This window comes from Brevibacterium sp. LAARM3_SD1, assembly GCF_057364765.1.
Map to the genome: position 1 here is coordinate 1 of NZ_JBNFOL010000038.1, position 24427 is coordinate 24427.

Sequence of the window (24427 nt, forward strand, 5' to 3'; positions counted from 1 at the left end):
TATTGCCGCACCCGGTCGAGCCGGCGACCCTACGCACTCGGTGAGTGCTGGCGCCGTCAGGTAGTTCTGGGAGGGTGTGAGGGGTGTCACTGGGTGCCGATTTGTGTTTGTCTGGCCTGGATGGGTATTGTTTTACTTCGGGTTCACCCGATAAGGGCCTATAGCTCAGGCGGTTAGAGCGCTTCGCTGATAACGAAGAGGTCCCTGGTTCAAGTCCAGGTAGGCCCACGTCCTGTCACAACAGGATTTCCTTTCGAGGAGGATCATGAGAAGATGGATTCTCAGCGGTCTCACGTTAGTGGGACTGGGAGTGTTCTTCGGGTGGCGGCACCGGAACCAGAGTGCCCAGGCCGAATGGTCCGAACACACCGACTCGGTGTGAGGGTGTGAACCCGTTACGGGGGTATGGCGCAATTGGTAGCGCATCTGCTTTGCAAGCAGAGGGTTAGGGGTTCGAGTCCCCTTACCTCCACTCGAGTAGTTTTGAGACAGCACTCGTAGAACGAAGGCTCCGAACCGATTGCGGTTCGGAGCCTTCGTCGTTCGCTGAGGCCGGACCCGACGTCACGGGGAGTTGTCACCGGACGTCACCCACGTCTGTTCTCCCTGCAACACTCGGCAGTGACGAAGATCGCCGCAGTTTCGGGTTCTCCCCACTGTCGGAGGTATTCGGGAATACGTTAGTCTGAGATGCTGTTGAAACTTTCGTCGGCGCGTCGATTCGGCATCTGCGTGCGACCTCCGCCCACATCCCGGGCCCCTCAGACACATCCGAACGGAGCACCGTCTTGTCCAGCGACAGCTCACCCGCACACGCGCAGACACAGGCCAATGACACCATCGACCCCGCCGGTATGAAGGTCATCTGGCTGCTGCTGGTGGCTGCCTTCGTGGCCATTCTCAATGAGACGACGATGGCCATCGCCATCCCCGAACTCAACAAGGCCCTCGGCATCCCTCCGGAGCTCGGCCAGTGGCTGACCAGTGCTTTCATGCTCACCATGGCCGTCGTCATACCGACGACCGGTTTCCTCCTGCAGCGTTTCACCACCCGCCAGATCTTCTTGGCCGCGATGATCCTGTTCTCAGCGGGCACACTCATCTGCCTCGTCTCGCAGGGCTTCATCCTGCTTCTCATCGGACGGATCGTGCAAGCAGCCGGCACCGGCATCATGATGCCTCTGCTGATGACCACGATGATGAACGTGGTCCCGGCACACTCGCGCGGCCGGATGATGGGTCGAGTCGGCCTCGTCATCTCGCTGGCCCCGGCCATCGGACCGACGATGTCGGGCATCGTCCTCGATTCGCTGGGCTGGCGCTGGCTCTTCGGCATCATCCTGCCCATCGCGCTCATCGCTCTGGCACTCGGTGCGAAGTGGATGACCAACCTCGGCGAGTCGACTTACGCCCCGATCGACGTCATCTCCATCATCCTGTCCGTGTTCGCCTTCGGCGGCATCGTCTACGGCCTCAGCCAGTTCGGCGGCGGGCACGGCGGTGAGGCAGGCGGCGGATCGACGAGCAGCCTGGCCTGGGCGACGATCGGCGCCGGCATCGTCTTCCTCGCGCTCTTCGTGTGGCGTCAGCTCGTGCTGCAGAAGGGCGATCGCGCCCTGCTCGACCTGCGTGTGTTCAATTCGCGGAACTACGTCTTCTCGGTCATCATCATGGCCGTCGTCGCCCTGTCCATGTTCGGCACGTTCTCCCTGCTGCCGCTGTACCTGCAGAGCGTCGTCGGACTCGGCGCCACCCAGTCCGGTCTCGTGCTTCTGCCCGGTTCGGTGATCATGGGACTGCTCGGACCGGTGATGGGACGGATCTACGACGCCCGCGGACCGAAGACGCTGCTGGTGCCCGGCACGATCATGATCGCGTCCTCGATGTTCGCGTATTCGACGGCCGGCGTGGGAACGCCGATCTGGCTGCTCATCATCGTCCAGATCGTCATGTCATTGGGCCTGGCCGCATCGTTCACCCCGCTGTTCTCCGCCTCGCTGGGATCGCTGGAGCGCCACCTGTACTCCCATGGTTCGGCAGCGCTCAACACCCTGCAGCAGGTCGCGGGAGCAGCCGGCACCGCGCTGCTCATCTCGATCTACTCCGCGGCCCTGCACTCGGGTCAGGCGGAGGGCAAGTCCGTCCCCGAGGCGGGTGCCCCCGGCGGTCACGCCGCGTTCCTGTTGGCGACGGTCATCGCGATCGTCCCAATCGTCCTCGCGTTCTTCATCCGCAAGCCCGAAGACCAGGATGAGTACCCCGCCGAGGTGGTCGAACCGACCGAGGCCAGCCCCGCCGAATGACGGTCGGCCCCTGACTGCGGCCGGCTGAGGCCCATCGAACCCCTCGTTCCGAATTTCCCGGAACGAGGGGTTCTGTCGTCGGCCACCTCGATGATCGGAGGTCCCGACCTTGGTACGGTGACCTCATGACCTCCTCTGTGCCCGCAGATCCGACATCCTCGACCGAGATCCAGCCGGACGTGCGGGTCCGCGGGGCCAGGGAACACAACCTGCGCAACGTCGACCTCACCGTGCCCCGGGATGCGCTCGTCGTGTTCACCGGAGTGTCCGGATCGGGCAAATCCTCCCTGGCCTTCGGCACTCTCTTCGCCGAGTCCCAACGGCGGTACCTCGAATCCGTGGCACCGTATGCCCGCAGGCTCATCGACCAGGCAGGGGTCCCCGACGTCGATTCGATCACGGGAATGCCGCCGGCCGTCGCCCTGCAGCAGCAGCGCGGCGGGCGCAGCGCACGCTCGAGCGTCGGCAGCATCACCACGGTGTCCAGCCTCGTGCGCATGCTCTACTCACGGGCGGGACAGTACCCGGAGGGACAGTCGATGCTGTTGGCCGAGGATTTTTCGACGAACACCGTCGAAGGTGCCTGCCCGGAATGCCACGGAATCGGCCGCGTCTACGAGGTGCCCGAGGACAAGATGGTCCCGGATCCGACGCTGACGATCCGGGAGCGCGCCATCGCTTCCTGGCCGAAGGCCTGGCACGGCCACCAGCTGCGCGATGTGCTCGTCGCTCTCGGCTACGACGTCGATGTCCCCTGGCAGGACCTGCCGCGCGAACACCGCGATTGGATCCTCTACACCGAGGAGACTCCGCACCTTCCCGTCCACTCCCGGCTGACGCTGGACGAAGCGCGCGAAGCGATCGCAGCAGGCGCCGAACCGACCTATTCGGGAACCTTCGTCGGAGCCCGGAAGTACGTGCTCGACACGTTCGCGAACACGAAGAGTGCCGGGATGAAGCGTCGCGTCGCCGAGTTCCTCAGTGCCGGTCCCTGCCCCGTGTGTCACGGAAAGAAACTCAGGCCCGACGCTCTGTCGGTGACGATCGCCGGTCTCGACATCGCCGAATTCTCCGCCCTGCCGCTGCATGAACTTATGCAGATCCTCAGCGATGCCGTCGTGGAGTCGAGAACATCCATGGACGCGGGCGATCACGCGCCGTCGTCACCCGGGCGCCAGTCGGCCGCCGAGGATCACTCCTCCGTCGACGATCACCCCTCGGCGGACAAGCTTGCCGCATTCGTCCGCCTCGGCGAGGGTCTCATCGACCGGCTCCGCCCGATCGTCGACCTCGGCCTCGGGTACCTCTCGTTCGATCGGACCACACCGACGCTGTCCGGCGGTGAGCTGCAGCGGCTGCGATTGGCCACCCAACTGACCTCGGATCTCTTCGGCGTCGTCTACGTGCTCGACGAACCCTCCGCTGGCCTCCACCCGCAGGACGTCGATGCCCTACTGGGCATCCTCGACGGGTTGAAGGACCGCGGGAACAGCCTCTTCGTCGTCGAACATTCCGTCGACATCATGAGGCATGCAGACTGGCTCGTCGACATCGGGCCCGGGGCCGGCGAACGCGGCGGGGACGTCCTCTACAGCGGGCCGACGGCCGGACTTGCCGAGATCGACGAATCCGTGACCAGGGGCTATGTCTTCGGCGGACGCGGACTCGAATCCCACGAACCCCGGCATCCACGAGGCTGGATGAAACTTGCGAACATCCGCCGCAACAATCTCCACGACATCAGCCTCGACCTGCCGCTGGGCTCACTGACCGCCGTGACCGGAATATCGGGATCGGGAAAGTCCAGCCTCGTCAGTCAGGTTCTCCCGGCCCTCGTCGGCGACCGACTGGGCACCTCCACCACTGCTGACGAACCGGCGTCCGATGATGACGCACTCCTGCTCGCCGACGAACCCGAGGACCTTGATGGCACCGTCACCGGGGAACTCACCGGGATCCGACGGGTGGTGAGCATCGATCAGAGGCCCATCGGTCGCACGCCCCGGTCCAACGTCGCAACCTACACCGGCCTGTTCGACCATGTGCGCCGGCGCTTCGCCGAGACCCCCGAGGCCAGAGAGCGCAGTTACAAGCCCGGCCGGTTCTCCTTCAACGTCGCCGGTGGACGCTGCCCCACCTGTGAGGGTGAAGGATCGGTCATGGTCGAGCTGCTGTTCCTGCCCTCGGTCTACACCGAGTGCCCCGACTGCCACGGCACCCGCTTCCAGTCGAGCACCCTGGAGATCCTGTGGCGCGGACGCAATATCGCTGAGATCCTGGGGATGAGCGTCGAGGAGGCCCACGACTTCTTCACCGGCGAATTCGACATCATGCGCTCACTGACCGCACTCATCGACGTCGCCTCGGCTACCTGCGCCTCGGCCAACCCGCCACCGAGCTCTCAGGCGGTGAGGCGCAGCGGGTCAAACTCGCCAGCGAGCTCCAGCGCTCCCAGCGCGGCGACACCCTCTACGTCCTCGACGAACCCACCTCCGGACTGCATTGCGCGGATGCCGACCGGCTCGTCGCACACCTGCAGACCCTCGTCGATGCCGGCAACACGGTCATCATGGTCGAACTCGATATGCGCGTCGTGGCCGTCGCCGACCACGTCGTCGAACTCGGCCCCGGCGCCGGTGACGACGGCGGCCGGGTCGTGGCGACCGGCACCCCCGCCGACATCGTCGACGCCGGAGCGGGTCCCTCCGCGAGGTACCTCGCCGCGGCGCTCTCCGAACTCCGGTGATCTGAGGCACACGACTTCATCCCGGCGGGCCGTGTGATCCCCAGAAACAAGCGGATCCCGGCGCCTGCCGGAATTGTTGGAGGCGTCTAAGTCTCAGTTGTGCGTAGACACACCCGATTCGCGGCGGGAAGTCTTGAGATATGCCCACAGCAATTCTCCGCCGCATCGCGATCTGCCTCGTCATCGCCGCACCCGCCGTGGTGCTTCGCGTCACCGGTGTCGAACTCGCTCCGGTTCTCGAGCTCCTCGCGTTCGGCGCCGCCATCGTCGCGGCTGCCTTTCTCCTGGCCTGGGCCGCCGAGGCGGCGCAGAAGGACATCTCGGGTGCTCTGGCGATCGCCCTGCTCGCCCTCATCGCGGTCCTCCCGGAATACGCCGTGGACCTCTACTACGCGTTCCGATCAGGATCTGACCCCGATTACCTGCACTTCGCGGCGGCGAATATGACCGGATCAAACCGACTGCTGCTCGGCTTCGGGTGGCCGCTCGTCGTCATCATCGCCCTCCTCGTCGCCCGCCGCATGGCCAAGCGGACGAAGGCCCCCATCCAGCATTCCCTGCGCATCGACTCGGGCAGCCGGATGGACATCGGCTTCCTCGTCATCCTCGGTGTGATCGCCTTCGCTATTCCGCTGCTCGGCAGCATCCCCATCTGGTTCGGCTCAGCCCTCGTGCTCATCTTCGTCGCCTATCTGTGGCGGGCCGGGCAGGCAGCGGGCGATGACGAAGAGGAGTTCGTCGGCGCCGCGGCTCTCATCGTCGCCATGCCGCAGAAGGCCCGTCGGGTCACAGTGGTGACGATGTTCGTCGTGTCCGCAGCGATCATCCTGCTGTCTGCCGAACCGTTCGCCGAGGCGCTCGTGGCCTCGGGCTCGGCATTGGGAATCGACAGTTACTTCCTCGTCCAGTGGCTGGCCCCGCTCGCCTCTGAGGCCCCCGAGTTCATCATCGCCGCGATGTTCGCCCTGCGCGGCATGGGCGGGGCGGCCATCGGCACACTCATCGCCTCGAAGGTCAACCAATGGAGCCTGCTCGTCGGCTCCCTGCCGATCGCGCATTTCGCGGGTGGCGGCGGCCTCGGACTGCCCCTGGATGGGCGTCAGATCGAGGAGTTCACTCTCACGGCTACGCAGACCATCCTCGGTGTGGCGATCATCCTGGCCCTGCGCTTCCATTGGGCACCGGCGCTGGGGCTCGCCGCGCTCTTCGGGCTGCAGTTCTTCGTCACGGACACCTCCGGACGCTACATCCTCTCCGCGATCCAGGCGGTCCTGGCGATCGTCGTCCTCATCCTCCACCGCCGTGACATCCTCCCCACGCTCGCTGCCCCGTTCCGCAGACCGCAGCCCGGCGATGTGACTGCAGACCCCGCCGAGGCGGCCGATCCGGAACGCGAATCGACCGTGACAATGTCTGCCGACCCGAATTCGGCCGGTACCCGCGCGTAGAATGACGATCATGCCGCGCCCCGCTGTCACCCGCATGGTCGAGGACTACGTCACCCTCATCTGGAAGGCCTACGAATGGCCGGGCGGTCGCCCCGCCACTACGGAGATGGCCGAACAGCTGGGAGTGACCGCCTCGACGGTGTCGGCGAACCTCAAGAAGCTCGCCCGCGACGGTTACATCGACTACGAACCCTACGGGCAGATCGTGCTCACCGACGTGGGTCGGCAGATCGCCGTCGAGATCGTCAGACGCCACCGCATCGTCGAGTCCTACCTGGTCGAGGCCCTGGGCCTGACCTGGGATCAGGTCCATGACGAGGCGGATCGGCTCGAACATGCCGTCTCCGACCTCGTGCTCGAACGGATGAACGCCGCATTGGGAAATCCGCAGCGCGACCCGCACGGCGATCCGATCCCCGATGCCGACGGGCACACCGCCGATTTCCCCAGCAGACGGCTGCAGGAGACTGCCCCGGGTGTCGAGGTCGAGGTCGTGCGCGTCTCCGACCGGTCGCCTGAACTGCTGCGCTACCTCACCGATCGTGGAATCGTCATCGGCACGAAGCTGCAGGTGAGATCGATCAGCTCGGCCGCCTCGGCGATCGCGGTCAGCGTCGGCGACGACAGCATCGAACTCGCCCTCGACGCCGCCGACGCGATCCGCGTCGGACCCCGACCCAGCTGAGGGCTGGACGACCGCCTGTCAGACGCCTGCAGATCGGCATCAGTGCGGACATCGGGGCGAGAGTCTCCCCGCCTCGTTCGCTTACGACAGATACGACAACTGCGACAGATACGACAACGCCCGGTCGGCTGCGAATGTCTTGCAGCAGACCGGGCGTCGACTATTGCGCGGGGCAAAGGCCCGGCAACGAACAGATCAGGCGTGGACGCGGATGAGGTGTTCGTTGGTGAACGCCTGGAACGCCCACTGAGCGTTCTCGCGGCCGTAGCCGGAGCGGTTGATGCCACCGAAGGGGTATTCCGGTCCGGACTCCATGTGGCTGTTGATCAGCGTCATTCCGGCGTTGATCTTCTTGCCGAACTCCTGACCCTTCTCCAGATCATCGGTCCACACCGAGGACATGAGGCCGTATTCGGTGTCATTGGCCAGACGCAGAGCATCCTCTTCGTCCTTGGCACGGTAGATCATCACGGCCGGGCCGAAGAGCTCGTTGCAGCCGAGGTCCGAACGCGGGTCGATGTCAGTGAGCACGGCCGGGGACATGAACCAGCCCGGGCGGTCGAGCTTCTTGCCGCCGGTGAGCAGGGTCGCACCATCGGCGACGGCTTTCTCGATCATGCCGATGATCTCGTCGCGAGCACCTTCGGACGACACCGGTCCCATGCCGACCTCGGGATCGTCGAAGTCGGAGACCTTGATGGCTTCGACGGCCTTGACGGCTTCGGCGACGAATTCGTCGTAGAGCTCATCGACGACGATCATGCGCTTGGGCGAGGTGCAGACCTGGCCGGCGTTCGCCAGACGCAGTCCGACGAGCTTCTGTGCCACCGAGGGCACGTCCTTGGAATCGAGGACGACAGCGGGGTCGTTGCCGCCGAGTTCGAGGACGGCGCGCTTGTAGTACTTCGCGGCGATCGCGGCCACCGAGGCACCGGCACCCTCCGACCCGGTGAGCGAGAAGCCCTTGACGCGGAAGTCCTTGAGGACCTCCTCGGCGTGGGAGGAGTCGAGGTAGATGTTCTGGTACACGCCCTTCGGCAGACCCGCCTCGGTGAGGAGGTCTTCGAAGTACTGCGAGGACTTCGGGCAGATCGACGCCTGCTTCATCATGATCGAGTTGCCGACCATGAGGTTGGGCAGCACGAAGCGGGCGATCTGGTTGTACGGGAAGTTCCACGGCATGATGCCCAGCAGCACGCCCAGCGGCTGGTGCTCGACATAGCTGCTGGCGGCGCCGGCAGCGGCCAGGTGAGTGGTGGACAGATGAGTGGCGGCGTTGTCGGCCATCCAGCGGGCGGTGCGGGCGACCTTGTCGACCTCGCCGAGTCCCTGCTTCTTGATCTTGCCCATCTCGCGTCCGATGATGTCGGTCATCTCATCGGCGTTCTCATCGACGAGATCGGCGAATTTCCGCAGGATTGCCGCGCGCTCATGCAGCGGCGTCTCCTTCCATGCCAGGTGCGCCTCATGGGCACGATCGATGTAGGCGGGAATCTCATCGACGGGTACGGAGGCGAACTCCTCCTCGACTTCGCCGGTGTTGGCATTGGTGACAGCGAACTTGCTCATGGAACGTCCTTTCACGGGTTGACGATCTGTGCCCTGTAACAAACTACAGTCTCCCGACATTCCGCGACACTTGAGTCCATCCCTGGGATTGGGAATAGGATTCGGGCATGGAGAGAGTGACTGGAATCGGCGGATACTTCCTGCGGGCCTCCGACCCCGAGGCGATGACGACGTGGTACCGAGACGTACTCGGGGTCGACTTCGGCGATCACGGACTGTGGCAGCAGCCGGCGGGACCGACCGTGATCGGGCTCTTCGAAGCCGACACCGACTACTTCGGGACGCGGCCGGAAGGCCAGGATCGGCAGCAGACGATGCTGAATTTCCGTGTCGCCGACCTCGACGCGATGATCGCGCAGCTCCGCGTTGCCGGCGCCGAGGTGGATGACCAGACCCAGCAGATGGACGGAATCGGACGCTTCGGCTGGGTGACCGATCCCGAAGGGAATCGGATCGAGCTGTGGGAGCCGGAAGAACAGGGGTGACCATCGGGTGAGCCCGTCCGTGGACGGATTGAACTGGGGTGGCGTGGACGTCGGATGGGCTGGGCTAGGCGGCCGCCTCGGCGGTGGCGGGTTCCCGGCGATCACCGACGAGCCGGCGCTTGACCGCGAACGACAGGACCGCGGCGATGACGCACATGGCCGCCCCGCCCCACCAGGCATAGGTGTACTCACCGAAGGCGTCACGGACGACACCCGCGGCGAAGGCTGCGCCGGCGGCCCCGATCTGATGGGCGGCGAAGACCAACCCGAAGACGATGGTGCCGTTGTCCCCGAAGATCTCCCGACACAGCGCGGCCGTCGGCGGGACCGTCGCCACCCAGTCGAGCCCGTAGACGACGATGAAGAGGATCATGCTCGGGTGCACGGTGTCCGAGAGCAGCCAGGGCAGGAGCAGCAGGCCGACTCCGCGGAAGGTGTAGTACGCGACGAGGAGGATGCGAGGATCGAACTTGTCGGTCAGCCAGCCGGAGAACACGGTGCCGACGATGTCGAAGATCCCGACGACGGCGAGCAGTCCGGCCGCCGTGGTGGCGGGCATCCCATGGTCGTGGGCGGAGGGGATGAAATGGATGCCGATGAGACCGTTGGTCGTGGCCCCGCAGATGGCGAAGGCGATGGCCAGAGCCCAGAACGAACCATGCCGAGCCGCGAAGAAGAGGCCTCCGAAGGCCTGACGCGCGGCGTTGGCGGGCCGACGCGGTGCGGCGGCGTCCGCATCGGCGTCGGAGGAAGGGGCCGGGGTGGGCCCGGCCGTCGCAGCAGGCTGTGCGCCGTAGGGAAGGACGCCCCGGTCCGAGGGATGGTCGCGGAGGACGAACCAGACGACGGGGGCGGCGAGGAGCGCGGCAGCCGCGATGAGCAGTGAGGCCGGGCGCCAACCGGTCGATTCGGCGATCGCGGCGACGGGTGGGAGGAAGATCAGCTGACCCGTGGCCGAGCCCGCGGTGAGGATGCCCATGACGAGTCCGCGGCGGGCGACGAACCACCGGTTGGCGATCGTCGCGGCGAAGACCAGGGCCATCGAACCCGTGCCGAGGCCGATGAGCACGCCCCAGAAGATCAGCAGCTGCCACGAGGCGGTCATGACGATGCTGCCGCCGGCGCCGAGGGCGACGAGGGCGACGACCTGGCGGATGCCGAAGCGGTCCATGAGTGCGGCGGCGAAGGGAGCGGTGAGACCGTAGAGGAGGAGGTTGACGCTCACGGCCAGCGACATGGAGCTCGTCGACCAGCCGAATTCGTGGTGGAGCGGGACCATGAGCGCCCCGGGGGCGGCGCGGAATCCCGCGGCGGTGAGCAGCGCGAGGAAGGCGACGGCCGCGACCCACCAGGCGGGATGGATGCGGCGGCGCCGGACGGTTTCGACAGAAGTGGTCGACATCGAAGACTCTGACTTTCTTCAAAGAAGTTATACAATAGGCAATATGAGCAGATCGTGACGAAGAAGGGAAGCAGTCGTGCCGCTTCGATCAGATTGGTCCGAGGAGTTCTGCCCGATCAGACGCTCGCTGGACGTGCTCGGGGACCCCTGGGTGCTGCTCATCGTGCGCGACGTCCTGCACGGTCGCGGTCGCTTCGACGAACTCCGCAGGAACCTCGGCATCTCCGAGGCCGTGCTCAGCCGCCGCCTGCAGTCGATGGTCGAGGCGGACCTGCTTGAGACGTCCGACTACCGTGACGGCGGACGAGTCCGACGGGGCTATGTGGCCACCGAGGCGGCTGCCGAACTCCTGCCGATCCTGCAGCAGCTCGCCGTATGGGGAGAGAGACACACGGCGATGCCGACCGGCGGCGAGCACATGGCGATGATCCATGAGGCCTGCGGACAGGAGACGACCCGGGGCGAATCCTGCAGCTTCTGCGGGGAACGACTGGTGCCCGAGGAGATGACCTGGGTCAAACCCTGGAAGGGGACGAGCGATCATCTGCAGGGGGCTGGGACTCTCCTCTGAGTACGCGACTTCGAGGCGCTGGCGGGCTTAATGTAGGTCCATGGAGAGAGTGAGCGGAATCGGCGGGTACTTCCTTCGAGCACAGGATCCTGAGTCCCTGTTGGCCTGGTACCGGGACGTTCTCGGCATCGACCTCGGTGCACACGGCCTGTGGAATCAGCCGGCGGGTGCCACGGTGATCGCGACTTTCGATGCCGACACCGACTACTTCGGGTCCCGTTCCGAAGGCTTCGGACAGCAGCAGAGCATGCTCAACTTCCGGGTCCCAGATCTCGATAGGATGCTGGCTCAAGTCCGGGAGTCCGGCGCCGAGGTGGATCCTGAGACCCAGGAGATGGCCGGGGTCGGACGCTTCGGCTGGGTCCATGATCCCGAAGGCAATCGGATCGAACTCTGGCAGCCGCCCAGCGACGACGGAGAAGGGCAGCGATGACGGCGGAAGGGCGCACTCTCACCTATTTCGTCGCAATGTCTCTCGACGGCTTCATCGCCGGACCCGATGGAGGCGATCCGAGCAGCTGGTGGCCGATCACCGAGGACTATGTCTCCTTCCTCCGCGAGGAGTATCCGGAGACGCTGCCGGGGCCGGCCAGAGAAGCGATGGGACTGACTGCAGCGGGAAGACATTTCGACACTGTCGTCGAAGGGCGGCGGTCCTTCGAGGTCGGATTGGCTGCCGGTGTCTCGGAAGCCTACCCGCATCTGCGACATCTCGTCGTCTCGAACTCTCTGACCGCGAAACCCGACTCCGCCGTGGAAGTCATCGGCGAGGATCCGGTGGGACGGATCCGTGAGCTCAAGGCCGAACCCGGCCTCGGGATCTGGCTCGTCGGCGGCGGTGCGGTGGCCGCGAGCCTGCGGTCCGAGATCGACGAGCTGATCATCAAGCTCGCGCCCATCAGCCTCGGCGCGGGAATTCCGCTGTGGGGTTCCGATACCGTCTTCGACAGCACTCACTGGGAGCGCAGAGATGTGCGGACCTTTCCCGGCGGGATGACTCTGCTCCGCTTCGCACGCTCATCCGCACTCAGTCCAGATGGGCCAATGCGGTGATGATTCTGTTCTCGATTCCCTCGGGGCCGGGGAAGATGCGTGTGGCGGAGCGCTGATGGGCGATGCCGTGGAGGCCGAGCCAGAGCGCGATCGCATCGGCATCGGGATCCCGACTGGTCGAGACTCCCGCCTCGACGCAGCGCTGCAGGACGGTCTTGAGCATTCCCATCGCCGTTGCGCCGAGTTCGCGCAGAGCCTCTTCGGTGATGGTCTCATCCAATTCGGGGATCCAGACGCCGCCGAACATCGCCCGGTAGGGCCCGGGGTGCTCGGCGGCGAAGCGGAGATACGCGTGGCATGTGGCCAGCAGCTGATCCCGTGGTTCCTCACCTGCGGCCTCGACCGCCGAGCGCAGCTCTGACTCCAGTTCGGAGAACGCCTTCTCCACCACGGCGAACATGATCGCCGCGTGGCTGTCGAAGTGCCGATAGATCGATGGTGCGGCGATGCCCAACGACCGGGCGATGGCACGAAGGGTGACGGCACCGGACTCGCCGCTCTGGTCGAGGAGTGCGGCTGCGCCGGTGACGATGTCCTCCCGCAGCCGGCCCCCTTCTCCTCGAGGATTGCGACGGCGCTGTGGATCGGACTCTGAACTCATGGCTGTGAGTATACAGGTGTTAGGTCGTGTGCAGATGAAATAACGTCTGTAAGGTTACAGGCGTTAGCTCACTAGGAGAGCCACCTCTCGAAAGGACCATCATGACCAGCGCAACCCCGATCCCGAACACAGAATCTCCCTCGATCCGACCGAATCGGCTCGGACGAATCTTCGCCCGCACCGCGATCATCTCTGCCTATATCGCCACGATCCTCGTTCCCACCGGCTTCGCGAAGATCGCCATCGCCCCGGTGATACTCGTCCTCGCAGCCACACTCGCAGGCCCGAGTGTGCGACGGCTCTGGTGGGCGGCAGCGGCCCTCTTCATCGTCTATGCGATCCCGTTCATCCAGTACGCCGTGAACCTGAACCGGGAGCAGAGCCTGTCGAAGGACATGGACCCGGTGTGGTGGGTGATCATCCCTCTCGTCGGCATCGTCTACATCGCTGCCTACCATGTGGGGCGGGCCCGGCGACGTCAGCGCGGACAGCACCCGGTCGGATGACTCTGCTCCTCATCAAGAGGACAGATGCGTGTTTCACGAGCTCAGATGCCGGCTTCAGAAGCTCAGATGCCGGTTGGGAAGACTCACGAGCCGTCGGCAGCGATGTGCACCGTGAATGGTCGAGTCGCGGAGTCGAAGGCAGCCGTCGTACCGGTGGCCCCCATCCCGCTGGTGCGGGCCGGCTCGTAGGTCCGCACTCCTCCACCGCCCTGCCACTGATTGATCCAGACGACTCCGGCCGGGATGCCGGCAGCCAGTTCGATGTGCTCGGCATTGCGGGAGTACACCGTGGCGGCCAGACCGAAGGACGAGTCCGCGGCCCGGTCGAGCGCCTCGGCGAATGAGGACACGACCGCTACCGGCGCGATCGGACCGAAGGTCTCCTCGGTCATAACCGACATCGAAGCGTCGACATCGGTGATGACGGTCGCCGGATAGAAGAATCCCGGACCGTCGGGGACCTCGCCTCCTGTTCGCACCGTCGCCCCTTTCGCCACAGCATCGCTCACCTGTGCAGCGACGATGCGCCGCTGCCTCTCGTCGACCAGAGGCCCCATCATCACGTTCGGCTGCATCCCGTCGCCGGAGGCGTAGGCTTCAGCGGCACTGACCAGCTCGGCGATGAAGTCCTCGGCAATCGCCTCATGCACAAAGATGCGCTCCATCGATGTGCAGATCTGTCCGGTATTGACGAACGAGCCGAAGGCCACCGCCTGCGCGGTCGCCGCGACATCGACGTCCTCGTCGACGATGACCGGATCCTTTCCGCCGAGCTCGAGAACCGCACGGTGCAGAGCCTGTCCCGATGCCGCACCGACCTGCCGCCCGGCGGACACCGAACCGGTGAAGTGAACGAGGTCGATATCGTCATGGCCGGCCAGCGGCGCACCCGCGTGGACGTCGCCGAGCACGAGGTTGAGGACGCCGTCGGGAAGGTCGAGAAGCTCGAACAGGCGCACCGTTGACAGGGGTGAGCGCTCCGAAGGCTTGACCACCACGGTGTTTCCGGCCGCCAGCAGGGGACCGAGGGCACCGAGCACCATGGTGACGGGGAAGTTCCACGGAGTCACGACGGCGGCCACGCCCACCGGCCGGCGGATGACCCGGGTCCGCCCTCCGTCGGGATCGTCGGTGGAGGTCTCGAACGCGTAGGACAGTGCCTCCTGCGCAGCGGCCTTGAGCCCGGCCACCCCGGCCGCGATGAAATTGCGGCCGATGCCCACCGGTTTGCCCATCTCACGGCATTCGAGTTCAGCGAGTTCGTCCGTGTGCTCGTCGATCCGATCAGCCCATCGGATCAGCCGGGTCACACGGTCCTCGACCGTCAGCGCTGCCCACGCGGATTGGGCTGCCATCGCCGAGGCGACTGCCAGGTCGACGTCGGCCGCCGTTCCCTGCGGGAATTCGGCCACGACCTCCTCGGTCGAGGGATTGACCACGGTCAATCGGTTCGGGTCCTGCGAGTCGGTCCAGGTGCCGTCGATGCAGTTCTGCAGTGTCTTCACGATTGTCGTGTCTCCTCAGGAGATGGGAAATGGGCAGTGCCGTGGTCAGGGCAGGTGTGCCGGAGTCGGTCTGCGGCCAGGTCAGTCGAGGCGGTCGGCCATGAGCTCGCCGACCATGATCGATGCCAGATTGGTGTTCGCTCGGGGGACCGAAGGGAAGATAGACGCGTCGATGACATGGAGACTCTCGAACCCGTGCACGCGGCAGCGGGAATCGACGACGGACGTGGGATCATCGGCGCCGCCCATACGGCAGGTGCTCGTTCCGTGCTGTGCGTCGGCGACGGTGGCCAGAAGGTGGGCATCGAGCGCCTCGTCATCGTCGATGACTGCGAACAGCTCCGGGTTGCACTCCTCGAGCGACCCGCCGAGGATGGACTGCGTTGCGTCCTGATCGAGCAGTTCCACGAGACTTCTGACCCCGAGCCGCAGCCGAGCGCGGTCACCGTCATCGGAGAGCATCCGCTCGGCGACGACAGGCTGGGCGTGCGGGTCAGTGGAGGAGAGTTCGACGGTGCCGCGCGAGTCCGTCTGGTTGAGCCAGACTCCGAACGCACCGTATTCGGCTTCGGTGTTCGCCGTCGCCATGGAGATCACGCTCTGATTCATCGAGACGAACATCAGATCGTTGTATCTCTCCTCGGGGTCGCTCGACCAGCGGACACACACGTTCGTGTGACGGTCATGCGGAGACGAGATGCCTGAGGCGTCATTGAGCGGAAGGGTGATCGAGGCCATCGCATGATCCTGGAGACCGCGTCCCACCGGGAGATCGGCACGAGTGTCGATACCCATGGCCGTCAGATGCTCACGAGGGCCGATGCCGGATCGCATGAGGATGGCCGGTGAGTGGATGACTCCGGCGCTGAGGACGATCGCATCGCCGCAGCGGATCTCCGGGGTGCCGTCGATGAGGATGCGAACACCGATGGCACGGTTGCCGTCGAAGACGATTCTGTCTGCGCTCGCCTCACCGAGGATGGTGAGGTTCGGCAGCCCGCGTGCGCCTTCGAGGTAGGCATCGTTGACGCTGACGCGGCGGGAATCACGGGAATTGATGGGGTAGGGAGAGACGCCGGTTGCGTGCGGGGCGTTGACGTCGGCCGCCCAGGGATGGCCTGCGGCCAGGGCCGAGTCGGCCAGTGCCGTATCCACCGCACCCCAATCCTCGCGGGGAGCGCGGAAGATGGGTGTGGGCCCGGAGTCTCCATGCCATTCGGCGGCGCCGAACTCCTCGTCGGTCTCCAACTTGGCGAAGTAGGGCAGAACCTCCTCACCGGACCATCCCACGCATCCGGACTTCGCCCATTCGTCGAAATCCTCGAGCGGCGGGCGAATCGCAATCTGCCCGTTGACCGAGGAGCTTCCTCCCACCCCCTTTCCACGCCAGTACGGTGCGGGCTCCTGTACGTCGGTGCGAGTTGCATTGAGATCGCGCCACATCATGCCGTCGATGGCGTCGGGCTCCATGATTGCGACCGCCGGGTTGGGCGACCGCCACACCTCGTGCATCTCTGCCGACCGATAGTCTCGACCTGCTTCGATGAGGAGGACGCGTCTGCCCTTCTCCGCCGAGCGGACTGCAAATGCCGCCCCGGCTGAGCCGGCGCCGACGACGATGATGTCCCAATTGTCTTCTTCCACGTCACATCTTCCTTGAGAACGAGTACTTTGGGAGGCAACGGCGGACCGTTCTTCCGCATTTCCACTAGAATGGCGTAGATCACATTGTTCAGTCAATAGTGAATATTCAATTCTGAGTGAATTTCTACGAAGGGAATCGGGTTGGACGCGCTCGCAGACAGAGACGATCGTGAGCTGAGGTTTTCGCTGGTTGAGAGCTTCGGCTCTCAGATCGGCGACGCCATGGGCTGGCCACCGATGGCCGGTCGGGCGGCGGGCGTTCTCATGCTCAGTGATTCACCGCTGACCATGGCGCAGCTCCAGGACGCTCTCGACGCGAGCAAGGGCTCGGTGTCCGAGACCACCCGACTGCTCATCGACAACGGCGTGATCGAACGGTTCAAGGGGCTCGGGCAGCGACAGTACGTCTACCGGTGGAGACACGATGCTTGGGTCGGGTGTCTGGAGCATCAGCTGCGCGCGACGGCACAGCTGCTCGACTTCGCGGAATCGGTGCGGGTCCAGGGACAGAAGCTCCCTCGAACCCAGCGTCAGCGAGTCGAACAGATGGGCGAGTACTACAGGTTCATGACGGACCGGCTCCAGGGGCTGCTCGAGGACTACACCCGAATAGCTGGGGCAGACGGCGAGGAGTGAACGAGCTGCCCGGAGTGATCAGGCGGGTCCGCAGTCGGCAGTCATCGTCTGCGTCTCCCCGCTGCCGTTGGTTGCGCGGCCACTTCTCGAGCTGTGCTAGGAGCGCTCGACGCGAAGGGCCACCCAGACGAGGGCCAGGGCGGCCAGGGCGAGAACGATCGCAACGAGAACCGGGGCTCTGAAGCCCCACCCGAGGGCGATGACCGCCCCGCCGAGTGCGGGCCCCGCTGCATTGCCGACGTTGAAGGCGGAGGTGTTGACGCTCGCCGCGAGGGTCGGAGCCTGAGTGGCGATCTGGAAGACGCGCGCATTGAGCGCCCCGGCGATCGAGAAACCGCTGGCGCCGACGAGGACGATCATGACGATCGTGGCCCAGCCGTTGTCGGCGACGAGCCACAGGGCGAGCAGGCTGAGAGCCAGGGCCGCGAGGCTGCCGATGATATTGCCGAAGATGCTGCGGTCGGCGAGCCTGCCGCCGACCACCACGCCGATGAACGAGCCGATCCCGAAGGCCGCGAGAACACCGGGGACCAGAGCCGGGGAGAGCCCGGCGACGTGAGTGAGCAGCGGTGAGAAGTAGGAGAACGCGGCGAACACCGAGGACTGGAACAGCGCCGTCGTCCCCAGGGCCAACCAGATGCGCGGGCCTCTGAAGGCCACGAGCTCGGCCCTGAGCAGGGTCGGCAGGTGCAGCTCCGCCTCGGCGCGCTCTTCCTTCGTCGACCTGGTGGTCACGGCGATGAGGACCGCAGCGAGCGCGGTAACGACGGCGACGGCCCAGAAGGTCGCGCGCCACCCGTACTGCGTGCCCACCCAGGTGCCCAGCGGGACGCCGACGAGGTTCGACACCGTGAGTCCGCCGACGAGCCCGGCCAGGGCGCGACCGTGCACCTCGCGCGGGGCGATCCTGGTCGTGTGCACGGCGGCGACCGCCCAGAACCCTCCGCAGGCGATGGCCGAGAGGACGCGGCTGAGCATGAGCAGTGAGTAGCTCGGGGCGAGTGCGGCGAGGATGTGCAGGGCGGAGAAGGCGATGATCGTGATGATCATCGTGGCCTTCCGCGGGAGTTTGAGGGTGAGCAGGGCCATTGCGGGGGCACCGACGATCATGCCGACGGCGAATCCGGTGATGAGCAGACCGGCCTGCGGGATGCTGATTCTCAGGTCGGCGCTGATCGGTTCGAGGATGCCGGCGATCATGAATTCGCTCGTGCCGAGGCAGAAGATCACGGAGGCCAGCAGGTAGACCTGGGCGGGCACGCGGATCCGGGACGCTGCGCTCGTCTCAGTGGACGAGGTCGTCATGACTGGGGACTGCTTTCTGTCGGGGTGGGAGCGTCGAGGGCTGCTCGACCCGCCGGGGTGCACAGGTTCTCGACGAAGGCTCTGGCCTGGGCGAGCACCGTCTCGGCCGGGAGGACTCGAGCACCGATTCGCAGGCCCGCAAGCACGCTTTGGACGAGTTCTCCATGGACGTTCGCATCGATGGCCGGCCGGATGTGCCCGGCCGCCTGCCCGCGTTCGATGAGCGTCCGATAGGCGGCCACCCAGGCATCGCGGTCGGGATCGAGGATCGAGCAGACCGCATCGACCTCGCGGCCGAGTTCGGCCGCAGTGTTCGCGGAGAGGCAGCCCGTGCGGTTCTCGTCCGCGCACTGCTTGGTCAGTTCTCCGCCGAGGCGGTGCATGAGGAGCGCGGGTGCCGGTCGGGAGCTGGTCAGCAGCTCCTCACGGGCGGGAATCCCGGTCGCGGTGTAGTCGCGCAGTGCGCGGAGGAACACCGCGTCGAGGCTGTCGAAAGTGTTGTAGAAGCTCGACCGGCCGATGTCGGCGCGTTCGCAGACGAGTCCGACGTCGTTCCCGCGTAGCCGTGTTCGCTGAACACGGCGATGGCGGCGTTGATCACCGCCTGCTCGTCGAAGGTCTTCTTCCTGCCCATGAGGCGAGCGTAATGCATTTTGGACAGAAGTGTCCAATAAATTCCTCATGGAGCCCTGCGGACTCGGACAAGCGGTGCTCAGGCCCTGCGAGAGGACAGGATGCAGAACTCGTTGCCTTCGGGGTCGGCGAGGACGACCCAGGGTTCATCTCCCGTCTGGCCGATGTCCACGCGCTTCGCGCCGAGGGAGAGGAAACGGGCCACCTCGGCGGCCTGGTAGTCGGGACGGAAATCGAGATGCATCCGGTTCTTCACGGTCTTCGGCTCAACATCGATGCCGAAGATCAGTCCGGGCAGACGCTCAGGGGTTTCGCGGATCTCGATTTCGGTCGCGCTCTCATCGACGATCACCCACCCGAGCGCCTCGGCCCACCATCGCCCGAGGGCATGCGGATCGCGGGCGTCGATGATGGACTGTTCCCACACAAGTGCCACGGACTCAGGATAGATCGCTGCTCGCCAGTTGTGAACAGCGCAGTCCCGGGTGAGGCGGTGGACGCACGGCCGCCGGAGATCACAACAGGTGTAACGTGACGGCAGGTCACCTTGATGCGTACTGATCCGCCATGATGGCTGCTGACCCGCACTGATGCCTACGTACCCGCACACCGATCCCGAGGTGGCAGTTCACGATGAGTCCGACCGACAGGGAAGTCAGGAAGCAGCTGCGTGAGAACGCAGCGAACTGGAAGCTCGGCCTGTTCTACTTCTGTCCGCGCGATCCGGCGTTCCTCGTCCCGAAGCGCGTCGGCATCGGATGGACGGTCAACTTCGGCAGTCCGTGGTCGCTGCTCTTCGTCGCGGCTGTCGTGGGGGCCGTGGTGTGGGGCATCTTCTCCTGAGCGCAGCCCCGAGGCTCAGGCACCCACATCCTGGAGGTGGTGCCTGACCTCGTGGAGACCGTACCTGGTCAGCGAGGTGATCGTGAACTCGCGACCATCGGCCCGGTATCCCTTGCGATTCCATTCGTCGTTGGCGACGTCGGCGAGCTGCGCCGAGTATCCCTGGGCGGCCGAGCGGAGGCCGGCGAACACCTCAGCGGGGTCGGCATGGGCGTAGTCGGATTCGAGGGCGACCGAATCCCCGTCGAAGTTCGGCAGGGTGGGCCCCTCCTCGGCGATCATCAGCCGGGTGCGCTCGCGGAAGAGGTCGAGGACGTCGCGCATATGTGCCCCGTATTCGAGCGCCGACCACCGATGCGGATCCGCGCGCTGGCCGGCATCGGCGCGACTGAGCACCGCCTCCCATGACTGGGCGGCGGAGAGGATCTCATCCGGGGCGGTGCTGACGTCCTCGACTCCGGTGAAGCCGCATTCGGCGCACCCGCCGTCGATGACCTCGGCCCAGTCACGCGTATCCGGGGTGATCTCGTCCATGGTCGTGTCCTTCCCTGAAGCTTGGATTCCCACCGGCGCCGAGGTGGCTCCCACCTCGGCGCGGTGTCATCCACCGTTGATGATCGTCGCGAGCACCGTGGCCTGGCTGATGTCATCGCGCTTCGCGGCCGTGAGCAGGGTCAGCCTGCCCTTCTTCGCGTATCCCCGCAGGCTCTCGAGCGCCTCGGCGGGTTCCTCGGCTTTGAGCTCCTCTCGGTATCGACGTGAGAATTCCTCGAACTTCTCCGGGTCGTGGGAGTACCACTTGCGCAGTTCGGTCGATGGGGCGACGGCCTTCGCCCAGTCGTCGAGCTCGGCTTTGTCCTTGCTGACTCCGCGCGGCCAGACCCGGTCGACGAGGACGCGGGTGCCGTCGGAGTTCTCCGGGTCATCGTAGATGCGGCGGACCCGGGCGTTCTTCTGTGCGGCCATCAGTGACCTCCGTTCTGTGGTCGTCTTCAGTCTATGACGCGTCTCCGGCGATGCAAGGAGCGGACAGAAGCGCAGGTCAGCACCGGTGAGAAGAAGCAAGTCCGACGGTCATTCCATGTTCGCGCTCGAAGCGTATACTGGCGAGCCAAGCGCCGTTGTGATGATGCAGGGCACGTCGACGGCGAACTCACTTCGCGAGGAGATGATGCAGCGACGGTCATGACCGAGGCCTTTCCGAACGGAAAGACGCCGCAGCATGTGCTGGGTCCGCCGGCTCCGGCCGCCGTGTTCCTCGTCCTCACCGTGAGATCCGGCGCCGAGGCGGAGGCCAAGGACTTCCTCGGCGACATTGCGGGGGTGGTCAGGTCGGTGGGCTTCCGCGCTCGCGAGGATCACCTCAGCTGCGTGACCGGCATCGGCGCCGAGCTCTGGGACCGGATGTTCGACGCCCCGCGCCCGGCCAAGCTGCACCCCTTCATCGAACAGCGCGGAGACGTCCACACCGCGCCGTCGACCCCCGGTGATCTGCTCTTCCACATCCGGGCCCGGCGGATGGACCTCTGCTTCGAACTCGCCCGCCAGCTCGTCGGCGAACTCGGTGACGCCGTGTCCGTCGTCGACGAGGTGCACGGTTTCCGCTACTTCGACGAACGCGACATCATGGGCTTCGTCGACGGCACCGAGAACCCCGAGGATCAGGAGGCCGTGGACTCGGTGTTCACGCCGACCGGTGGAGATGACCCGGCGAGCAGCACCTATGTGATCGTGCAGAAGTACACCCACGACATGGCCGCATGGGAGGCGCTGAGCGTCGAGGACCAGGAGGCGGCCTTCGGTCGGCACAAACTCTCCGATATGGAGTTCCCCGACGAGGACAAGGCGCCGAACTCCCATCTCATCCTCAACACGATCGAGGACGAATACGGGACCGAGCACAAGATTGTGCGTGACAATATGGTCTTCGGATCGGTCGAGTCCGGCGAGTTCGGGACCTACTTCATCGGCTACGCCGCCGACGTCAGCGTGACCGAACAGATGCTCGAGAACATGTTCGTCGGCAACCCCCGCGGCACCTACGATCGGATCCTCGACTTCTCGACCGCGCAGACCGGCGGCCTCTTCTTCGTCCCCTCCCAGGGTTTCCTCGACGATCCCGACGGAGAGCTCGCCGCCGCCGAGCCATCCGATGCGCAGAACGACGACCCGGCCTCCGCCTCGGCGAGGGTCGAGGAAACAGACCCACCCAATCCCGCATCAGCCGACGACCCCGCACCGGCCGACGACAGCCTCGGCATCGGCAGCCTGAGAAGGAGAGACCAGTGAATAACCTCTATCGCGAGCTTGCCCCCATCCCCGGCCCGGCCTGGGCGGAGATCGAGGAGGAGGCTCGGCGGACATTCAAACGCAATATCGCCGGCCGCCGGATCGTCGATGTCGAAGGGCCCACGGGCTTCGAGACCTCCGCGGTGACCACCGGCCACATCCGAGACGTCCAGTCGGAGACGAGCGGACTGCAGGTCAAGCAGCGCATCGTGCAGGAATACATCGAGCTGCGGACCCCATTCACCGTGACTCGGCAGGCCATCGATGACGTGGCCCGCGGGTCCGGTGACTCGGACTGGCAGCCCGTCAAGGATGCGGCCACGACGATCGCGATGGCTGAAGATCGGGCCATTCTCCACGGGCTCGATGCGGCCGGGATCGGCGGAATCGTTCCCGGCAGCTCGAATGCCGCAGTGGCCATCCCCGACGCCGTCGAGGACTTCGCGGACGCCGTCGCCCAGGCGCTGAGTGTGCTGCGCACGGTGGGAGTCGACGGGCCCTACAGCCTGTTGCTCTCCTCCGCGGAGTACACCAAGGTCTCCGAGTCCACCGACCACGGCTACCCGATCCGCGAGCACCTCTCCCGGCAGCTCGGCGCCGGAGAGATCATCTGGGCGCCCGCGCTCGAAGGGGCGCTGCTCGTCTCCACGCGCGGGGGTGACTACGAGCTTCACCTCGGCCAGGACCTGTCGATCGGTTACTACAGCCACGACAGCGAGACCGTCGAACTCTATCTGCAGGAGACCTTCGGATTCCTCGCGCTGACCGACGAATCCAGTGTGCCTTTGAGCCTCTGATGAGCGGCTGATGAGCGTCTGAGGTGGGGCGGGCAGGTCTGCCCAATGGCAAAAGGTGCGTAAGTGACCCGGAGACGGTCGTGTGACCGCGGCCGGGCGCTCGCCCATGCCACAATGACCGTATGGGACGATTCGGACGCCGCGGATTCTTTGCCGCCTCACTCGGAGTCGCGGGCATCGCCCTCTCCGGATGCTTTCGGCAGGCCCAGACCGACCCGGCCGCGGTCGCCGATGCCCTCCGTTCCGCGGTCACAGCCATGCCGGAGCATCTGGACGGCGAGGTGCAGTTCCAGGACAGCTTCTCCGCCGGGACCACGATCGGCGGGGTGCTCACGCTCGCCGGCAGCAGCTCCTACGAGGTGGCTGACTCCCTGCATGCGGTCCTGGAGACGATCATCCGAACCTATGTGGACCAGCCCGGAACGGACACGGCGTTCGTCCGGGTCGAAGGGCATCCGAGCGGCGATGCCGCGACACGTGTCCTTGCCGCCGACATCATTCCCGCGGCGAGCGGTGCCAATGTCACCACCGACGACCTCGCCGAGTTCTACGGCATCTGAGTGCGCCGTTGCGTGGCCTCGGTCCGTCTGGCTCTCGGATCGACGGACCGTCTGGCCGGCGGCGTGAGCGGATGCACTGGGACCCGGATGCAGAGGCTGATGGCAATCAATCGCGGCAATTCCCCGTCCAGGGGGTCGAAGCGGTGTAAGAATGGAGCGTGCACGAGCGCCACACTTGTGTCGGTCAACAGGGTCGACGCGCTCACCATGACAGGACGACGATGCCCGAATCCCCCGCCACCCGACCCCGCACCGCCGAAGGAGCCGAGATCGGCGCCCTGATCGGAGGGGCATTCGGGCTGCTGTTCCTCATCATCAACTCGGGTCAGTTCTCGCCCCTGGGGCGCACACTTGTCATCGCCGTCGGCGTCCTGGCTTTCGCAGGCATTGCGGTCTTCGCGGTTCGCGGACTGCGGCGGAACCGAGGTGGAGGCGGCCGTCTCGGCGAATCAGGGAAACGCGGCCGTCAGGAACCGCCGCTCGGCCGCGCCTACTGGATCATCGTGCTCATCGAGGCGGTCCTCCTGTTCGCCGGAGCCCGACTGCTGGCGAGCCTCGGCCATCCGGAGCTCGGAGTGGCCTGGGTGGCCGTGGTCGTCGGCACCCATTTCTATGCGCTCGGCCGCGTGTTCGGGCTCGACCGCTTCCATGTGCTCGCCACCGTCGTGACCCTCTGCGGCATCGGCGGGTTCATCGCCTTCTTCGCCGCGGCACCGGCGTTCATCCCGGTCATCAGCGGCGTCATCTCGGGCTTCGTGCTGCTCGCCTTCGCCATGTGGGCCCTCGTTCCGACCGAGCGGTAGAGCCCGGCACGCATCGGGTTTCGTCCACTTCGTCATCGGGTTC

Annotated in this window: 24 protein-coding genes, 2 tRNA genes and 1 pseudogene; 17 read left to right on the forward strand and 10 right to left on the reverse strand. The window is 65.6% G+C overall.

Features of this window, described 5'->3' with window-relative positions; genetic code table 11:
- The first annotated feature begins 154 nt into the window (after window positions 1-154).
- From AC2W7L_RS16340 to AC2W7L_RS16365, 6 genes and pseudogenes are all read left to right on the forward strand, one after another.
- A tRNA-Ile gene (locus AC2W7L_RS16340) sits at window positions 155-228 on the forward strand.
- 171 nt (window positions 229-399) lie between these two features.
- Window positions 400-472, forward strand: a tRNA-Ala gene (locus AC2W7L_RS16345).
- Between the two features lie 382 nt (window positions 473-854).
- Window positions 855-2303 (forward strand): MDR family MFS transporter, encoded by a 1449-nt coding sequence (locus AC2W7L_RS16350; protein ID WP_486005309.1) that lies wholly within the window; start codon window positions 855-857, stop codon window positions 2301-2303.
- Window positions 2304-2428: 125 nt separating this feature from the next.
- Window positions 2429-5049, forward strand: a pseudogene (locus AC2W7L_RS16355) (excinuclease ABC subunit UvrA).
- 140 nt (window positions 5050-5189) lie between these two features.
- Window positions 5190-6497: a sodium:proton exchanger gene (locus tag AC2W7L_RS16360; protein ID WP_486005287.1), complete on the forward strand. Its 1308-nt coding sequence runs from the start codon at window positions 5190-5192 to the stop codon at window positions 6495-6497.
- A 10-nt stretch (window positions 6498-6507) separates the two neighbouring features.
- Entirely contained in the window at window positions 6508-7182 is a 675-nt protein-coding gene (locus AC2W7L_RS16365; protein ID WP_486005288.1) for a metal-dependent transcriptional regulator, read from the forward strand.
- Between the two features lie 195 nt (window positions 7183-7377).
- On the opposite strand, the gene AC2W7L_RS16370 is transcribed toward AC2W7L_RS16365, so the two are convergent.
- A complete protein-coding gene (locus AC2W7L_RS16370; RefSeq protein ID WP_486005289.1) occupies window positions 7378-8751 on the reverse strand; it encodes an NAD-dependent succinate-semialdehyde dehydrogenase in 1374 nt (457 codons plus the stop codon).
- Between the two features lie 107 nt (window positions 8752-8858).
- Here AC2W7L_RS16370 and AC2W7L_RS16375 point away from each other — a divergent pair, with 107 nt between their 5' ends.
- The gene (locus AC2W7L_RS16375; RefSeq protein ID WP_101555101.1) at window positions 8859-9236 is read left to right on the forward strand and encodes a VOC family protein; all 378 of its coding nucleotides are present in this window, start codon (window positions 8859-8861) and stop codon (window positions 9234-9236) included.
- A 64-nt stretch (window positions 9237-9300) separates the two neighbouring features.
- Here the strand turns inward: AC2W7L_RS16375 and AC2W7L_RS16380 are convergent, their stop codons facing one another.
- Window positions 9301-10638 carry an MFS transporter gene (locus AC2W7L_RS16380; protein WP_486005290.1) on the reverse strand — a complete coding sequence of 446 codons (1338 nt, stop codon included), beginning with the start codon at window positions 10636-10638 and terminating at the stop codon, window positions 9301-9303.
- A gap of 76 nt (window positions 10639-10714) precedes the next feature.
- Between AC2W7L_RS16380 and AC2W7L_RS16385 the strand changes: the two genes are divergently transcribed.
- From AC2W7L_RS16385 to AC2W7L_RS16395, 3 genes are read left to right on the forward strand one after another with little or no spacing between them, the layout of a single operon-like run.
- Window positions 10715-11209, forward strand: a complete 495-nt coding sequence (locus AC2W7L_RS16385) for a winged helix-turn-helix transcriptional regulator (protein ID WP_486005291.1) — start codon at window positions 10715-10717, stop codon at window positions 11207-11209.
- Between the two features lie 40 nt (window positions 11210-11249).
- Complete coding sequence (locus AC2W7L_RS16390) at window positions 11250-11642, forward strand: VOC family protein (RefSeq protein ID WP_486005292.1); 393 nt, start codon at window positions 11250-11252, stop codon at window positions 11640-11642.
- Window positions 11639-12262, forward strand: coding sequence for a dihydrofolate reductase family protein (locus tag AC2W7L_RS16395; protein WP_486005293.1), 624 nt, complete (start codon window positions 11639-11641; stop codon window positions 12260-12262). The genes AC2W7L_RS16390 and AC2W7L_RS16395 overlap by 4 nt, the downstream gene beginning before the upstream one ends.
- Here the strand turns inward: AC2W7L_RS16395 and AC2W7L_RS16400 are convergent.
- Complete coding sequence (locus AC2W7L_RS16400) at window positions 12237-12863, reverse strand: TetR/AcrR family transcriptional regulator (protein ID WP_486005294.1); 627 nt, start codon at window positions 12861-12863, stop codon at window positions 12237-12239. The two genes, AC2W7L_RS16395 and AC2W7L_RS16400, sit on opposite strands and share 26 nt — an antisense overlap.
- A gap of 101 nt (window positions 12864-12964) precedes the next feature.
- On the opposite strand from AC2W7L_RS16400, the gene AC2W7L_RS16405 reads away from it, so the two are divergent.
- Window positions 12965-13369, forward strand: coding sequence for a hypothetical protein (locus AC2W7L_RS16405; protein ID WP_486005295.1), 405 nt, complete (start codon window positions 12965-12967; stop codon window positions 13367-13369).
- Window positions 13370-13452: 83 nt separating this feature from the next.
- On the opposite strand, the gene AC2W7L_RS16410 is transcribed toward AC2W7L_RS16405, so the two are convergent.
- Window positions 13453-14874, reverse strand: a complete 1422-nt coding sequence (locus AC2W7L_RS16410) for an aldehyde dehydrogenase family protein (protein ID WP_486005296.1) — start codon at window positions 14872-14874, stop codon at window positions 13453-13455.
- Between the two features lie 81 nt (window positions 14875-14955).
- Window positions 14956-16518, reverse strand: coding sequence for a GMC family oxidoreductase (locus AC2W7L_RS16415; RefSeq protein ID WP_486005297.1), 1563 nt, complete (start codon window positions 16516-16518; stop codon window positions 14956-14958).
- A 141-nt stretch (window positions 16519-16659) separates the two neighbouring features.
- Between AC2W7L_RS16415 and AC2W7L_RS16420 the strand changes: the two genes are divergently transcribed.
- On the forward strand, window positions 16660-17154 hold the full coding sequence (locus tag AC2W7L_RS16420; protein ID WP_486005298.1) for a GbsR/MarR family transcriptional regulator: 495 nt from the start codon (window positions 16660-16662) through the stop codon (window positions 17152-17154).
- Window positions 17155-17250: 96 nt separating this feature from the next.
- Here AC2W7L_RS16420 and AC2W7L_RS16425 read toward each other — a convergent pair whose 3' ends face one another.
- The 3 genes from AC2W7L_RS16425 to AC2W7L_RS16435 all read right to left on the reverse strand — a co-directional run bounded on the left by AC2W7L_RS16425 (window position 17251) and on the right by AC2W7L_RS16435 (window position 19528).
- Entirely contained in the window at window positions 17251-18459 is a 1209-nt protein-coding gene (locus AC2W7L_RS16425; protein ID WP_486005299.1) for a Cmx/CmrA family chloramphenicol efflux MFS transporter, read from the reverse strand.
- A complete protein-coding gene (locus tag AC2W7L_RS16430; RefSeq protein ID WP_486005300.1) occupies window positions 18456-18935 on the reverse strand; it encodes a TetR family transcriptional regulator C-terminal domain-containing protein in 480 nt (159 codons plus the stop codon). The genes AC2W7L_RS16425 and AC2W7L_RS16430 overlap by 4 nt, the downstream gene beginning before the upstream one ends.
- Before the next feature lie 236 nt (window positions 18936-19171).
- Window positions 19172-19528 carry a VOC family protein gene (locus AC2W7L_RS16435; protein ID WP_486005301.1) on the reverse strand — a complete coding sequence of 119 codons (357 nt, stop codon included), beginning with the start codon at window positions 19526-19528 and terminating at the stop codon, window positions 19172-19174.
- A gap of 197 nt (window positions 19529-19725) precedes the next feature.
- Between AC2W7L_RS16435 and AC2W7L_RS16440 the strand changes: the two genes are divergently transcribed.
- Complete coding sequence (locus AC2W7L_RS16440) at window positions 19726-19935, forward strand: DUF5808 domain-containing protein (RefSeq protein WP_230745680.1); 210 nt, start codon at window positions 19726-19728, stop codon at window positions 19933-19935.
- Between the two features lie 15 nt (window positions 19936-19950).
- Here AC2W7L_RS16440 and AC2W7L_RS16445 read toward each other — a convergent pair whose 3' ends face one another.
- Together AC2W7L_RS16445 and AC2W7L_RS16450 are read right to left on the reverse strand one after the other, a co-directional pair.
- Window positions 19951-20469 carry a DinB family protein gene (locus tag AC2W7L_RS16445; protein WP_486005302.1) on the reverse strand — a complete coding sequence of 173 codons (519 nt, stop codon included), beginning with the start codon at window positions 20467-20469 and terminating at the stop codon, window positions 19951-19953.
- 66 nt (window positions 20470-20535) lie between these two features.
- A complete protein-coding gene (locus AC2W7L_RS16450) occupies window positions 20536-20901 on the reverse strand; it encodes a DUF488 domain-containing protein (RefSeq protein ID WP_101555099.1) in 366 nt (121 codons plus the stop codon).
- Window positions 20902-21120: 219 nt separating this feature from the next.
- Between AC2W7L_RS16450 and AC2W7L_RS16455 the strand changes: the two genes are divergently transcribed.
- From AC2W7L_RS16455 to AC2W7L_RS16470, 4 genes are all read left to right on the forward strand, one after another.
- The gene (locus AC2W7L_RS16455; protein ID WP_486005303.1) at window positions 21121-22224 is read left to right on the forward strand and encodes a Dyp-type peroxidase; all 1104 of its coding nucleotides are present in this window, start codon (window positions 21121-21123) and stop codon (window positions 22222-22224) included.
- Window positions 22221-23021 (forward strand): family 1 encapsulin nanocompartment shell protein, encoded by an 801-nt coding sequence (locus tag AC2W7L_RS16460; protein ID WP_486005304.1) that lies wholly within the window; start codon window positions 22221-22223, stop codon window positions 23019-23021. Before AC2W7L_RS16455 ends, AC2W7L_RS16460 begins: the two co-directional genes overlap by 4 nt.
- A 122-nt stretch (window positions 23022-23143) precedes the next feature.
- Window positions 23144-23581, forward strand: coding sequence for a hypothetical protein (locus AC2W7L_RS16465; protein WP_244195282.1), 438 nt, complete (start codon window positions 23144-23146; stop codon window positions 23579-23581).
- 221 nt (window positions 23582-23802) lie between these two features.
- Window positions 23803-24384, forward strand: a complete 582-nt coding sequence (locus tag AC2W7L_RS16470) for a hypothetical protein (RefSeq protein ID WP_486005305.1) — start codon at window positions 23803-23805, stop codon at window positions 24382-24384.
- Window positions 24385-24427 lie beyond the last annotated feature (43 nt).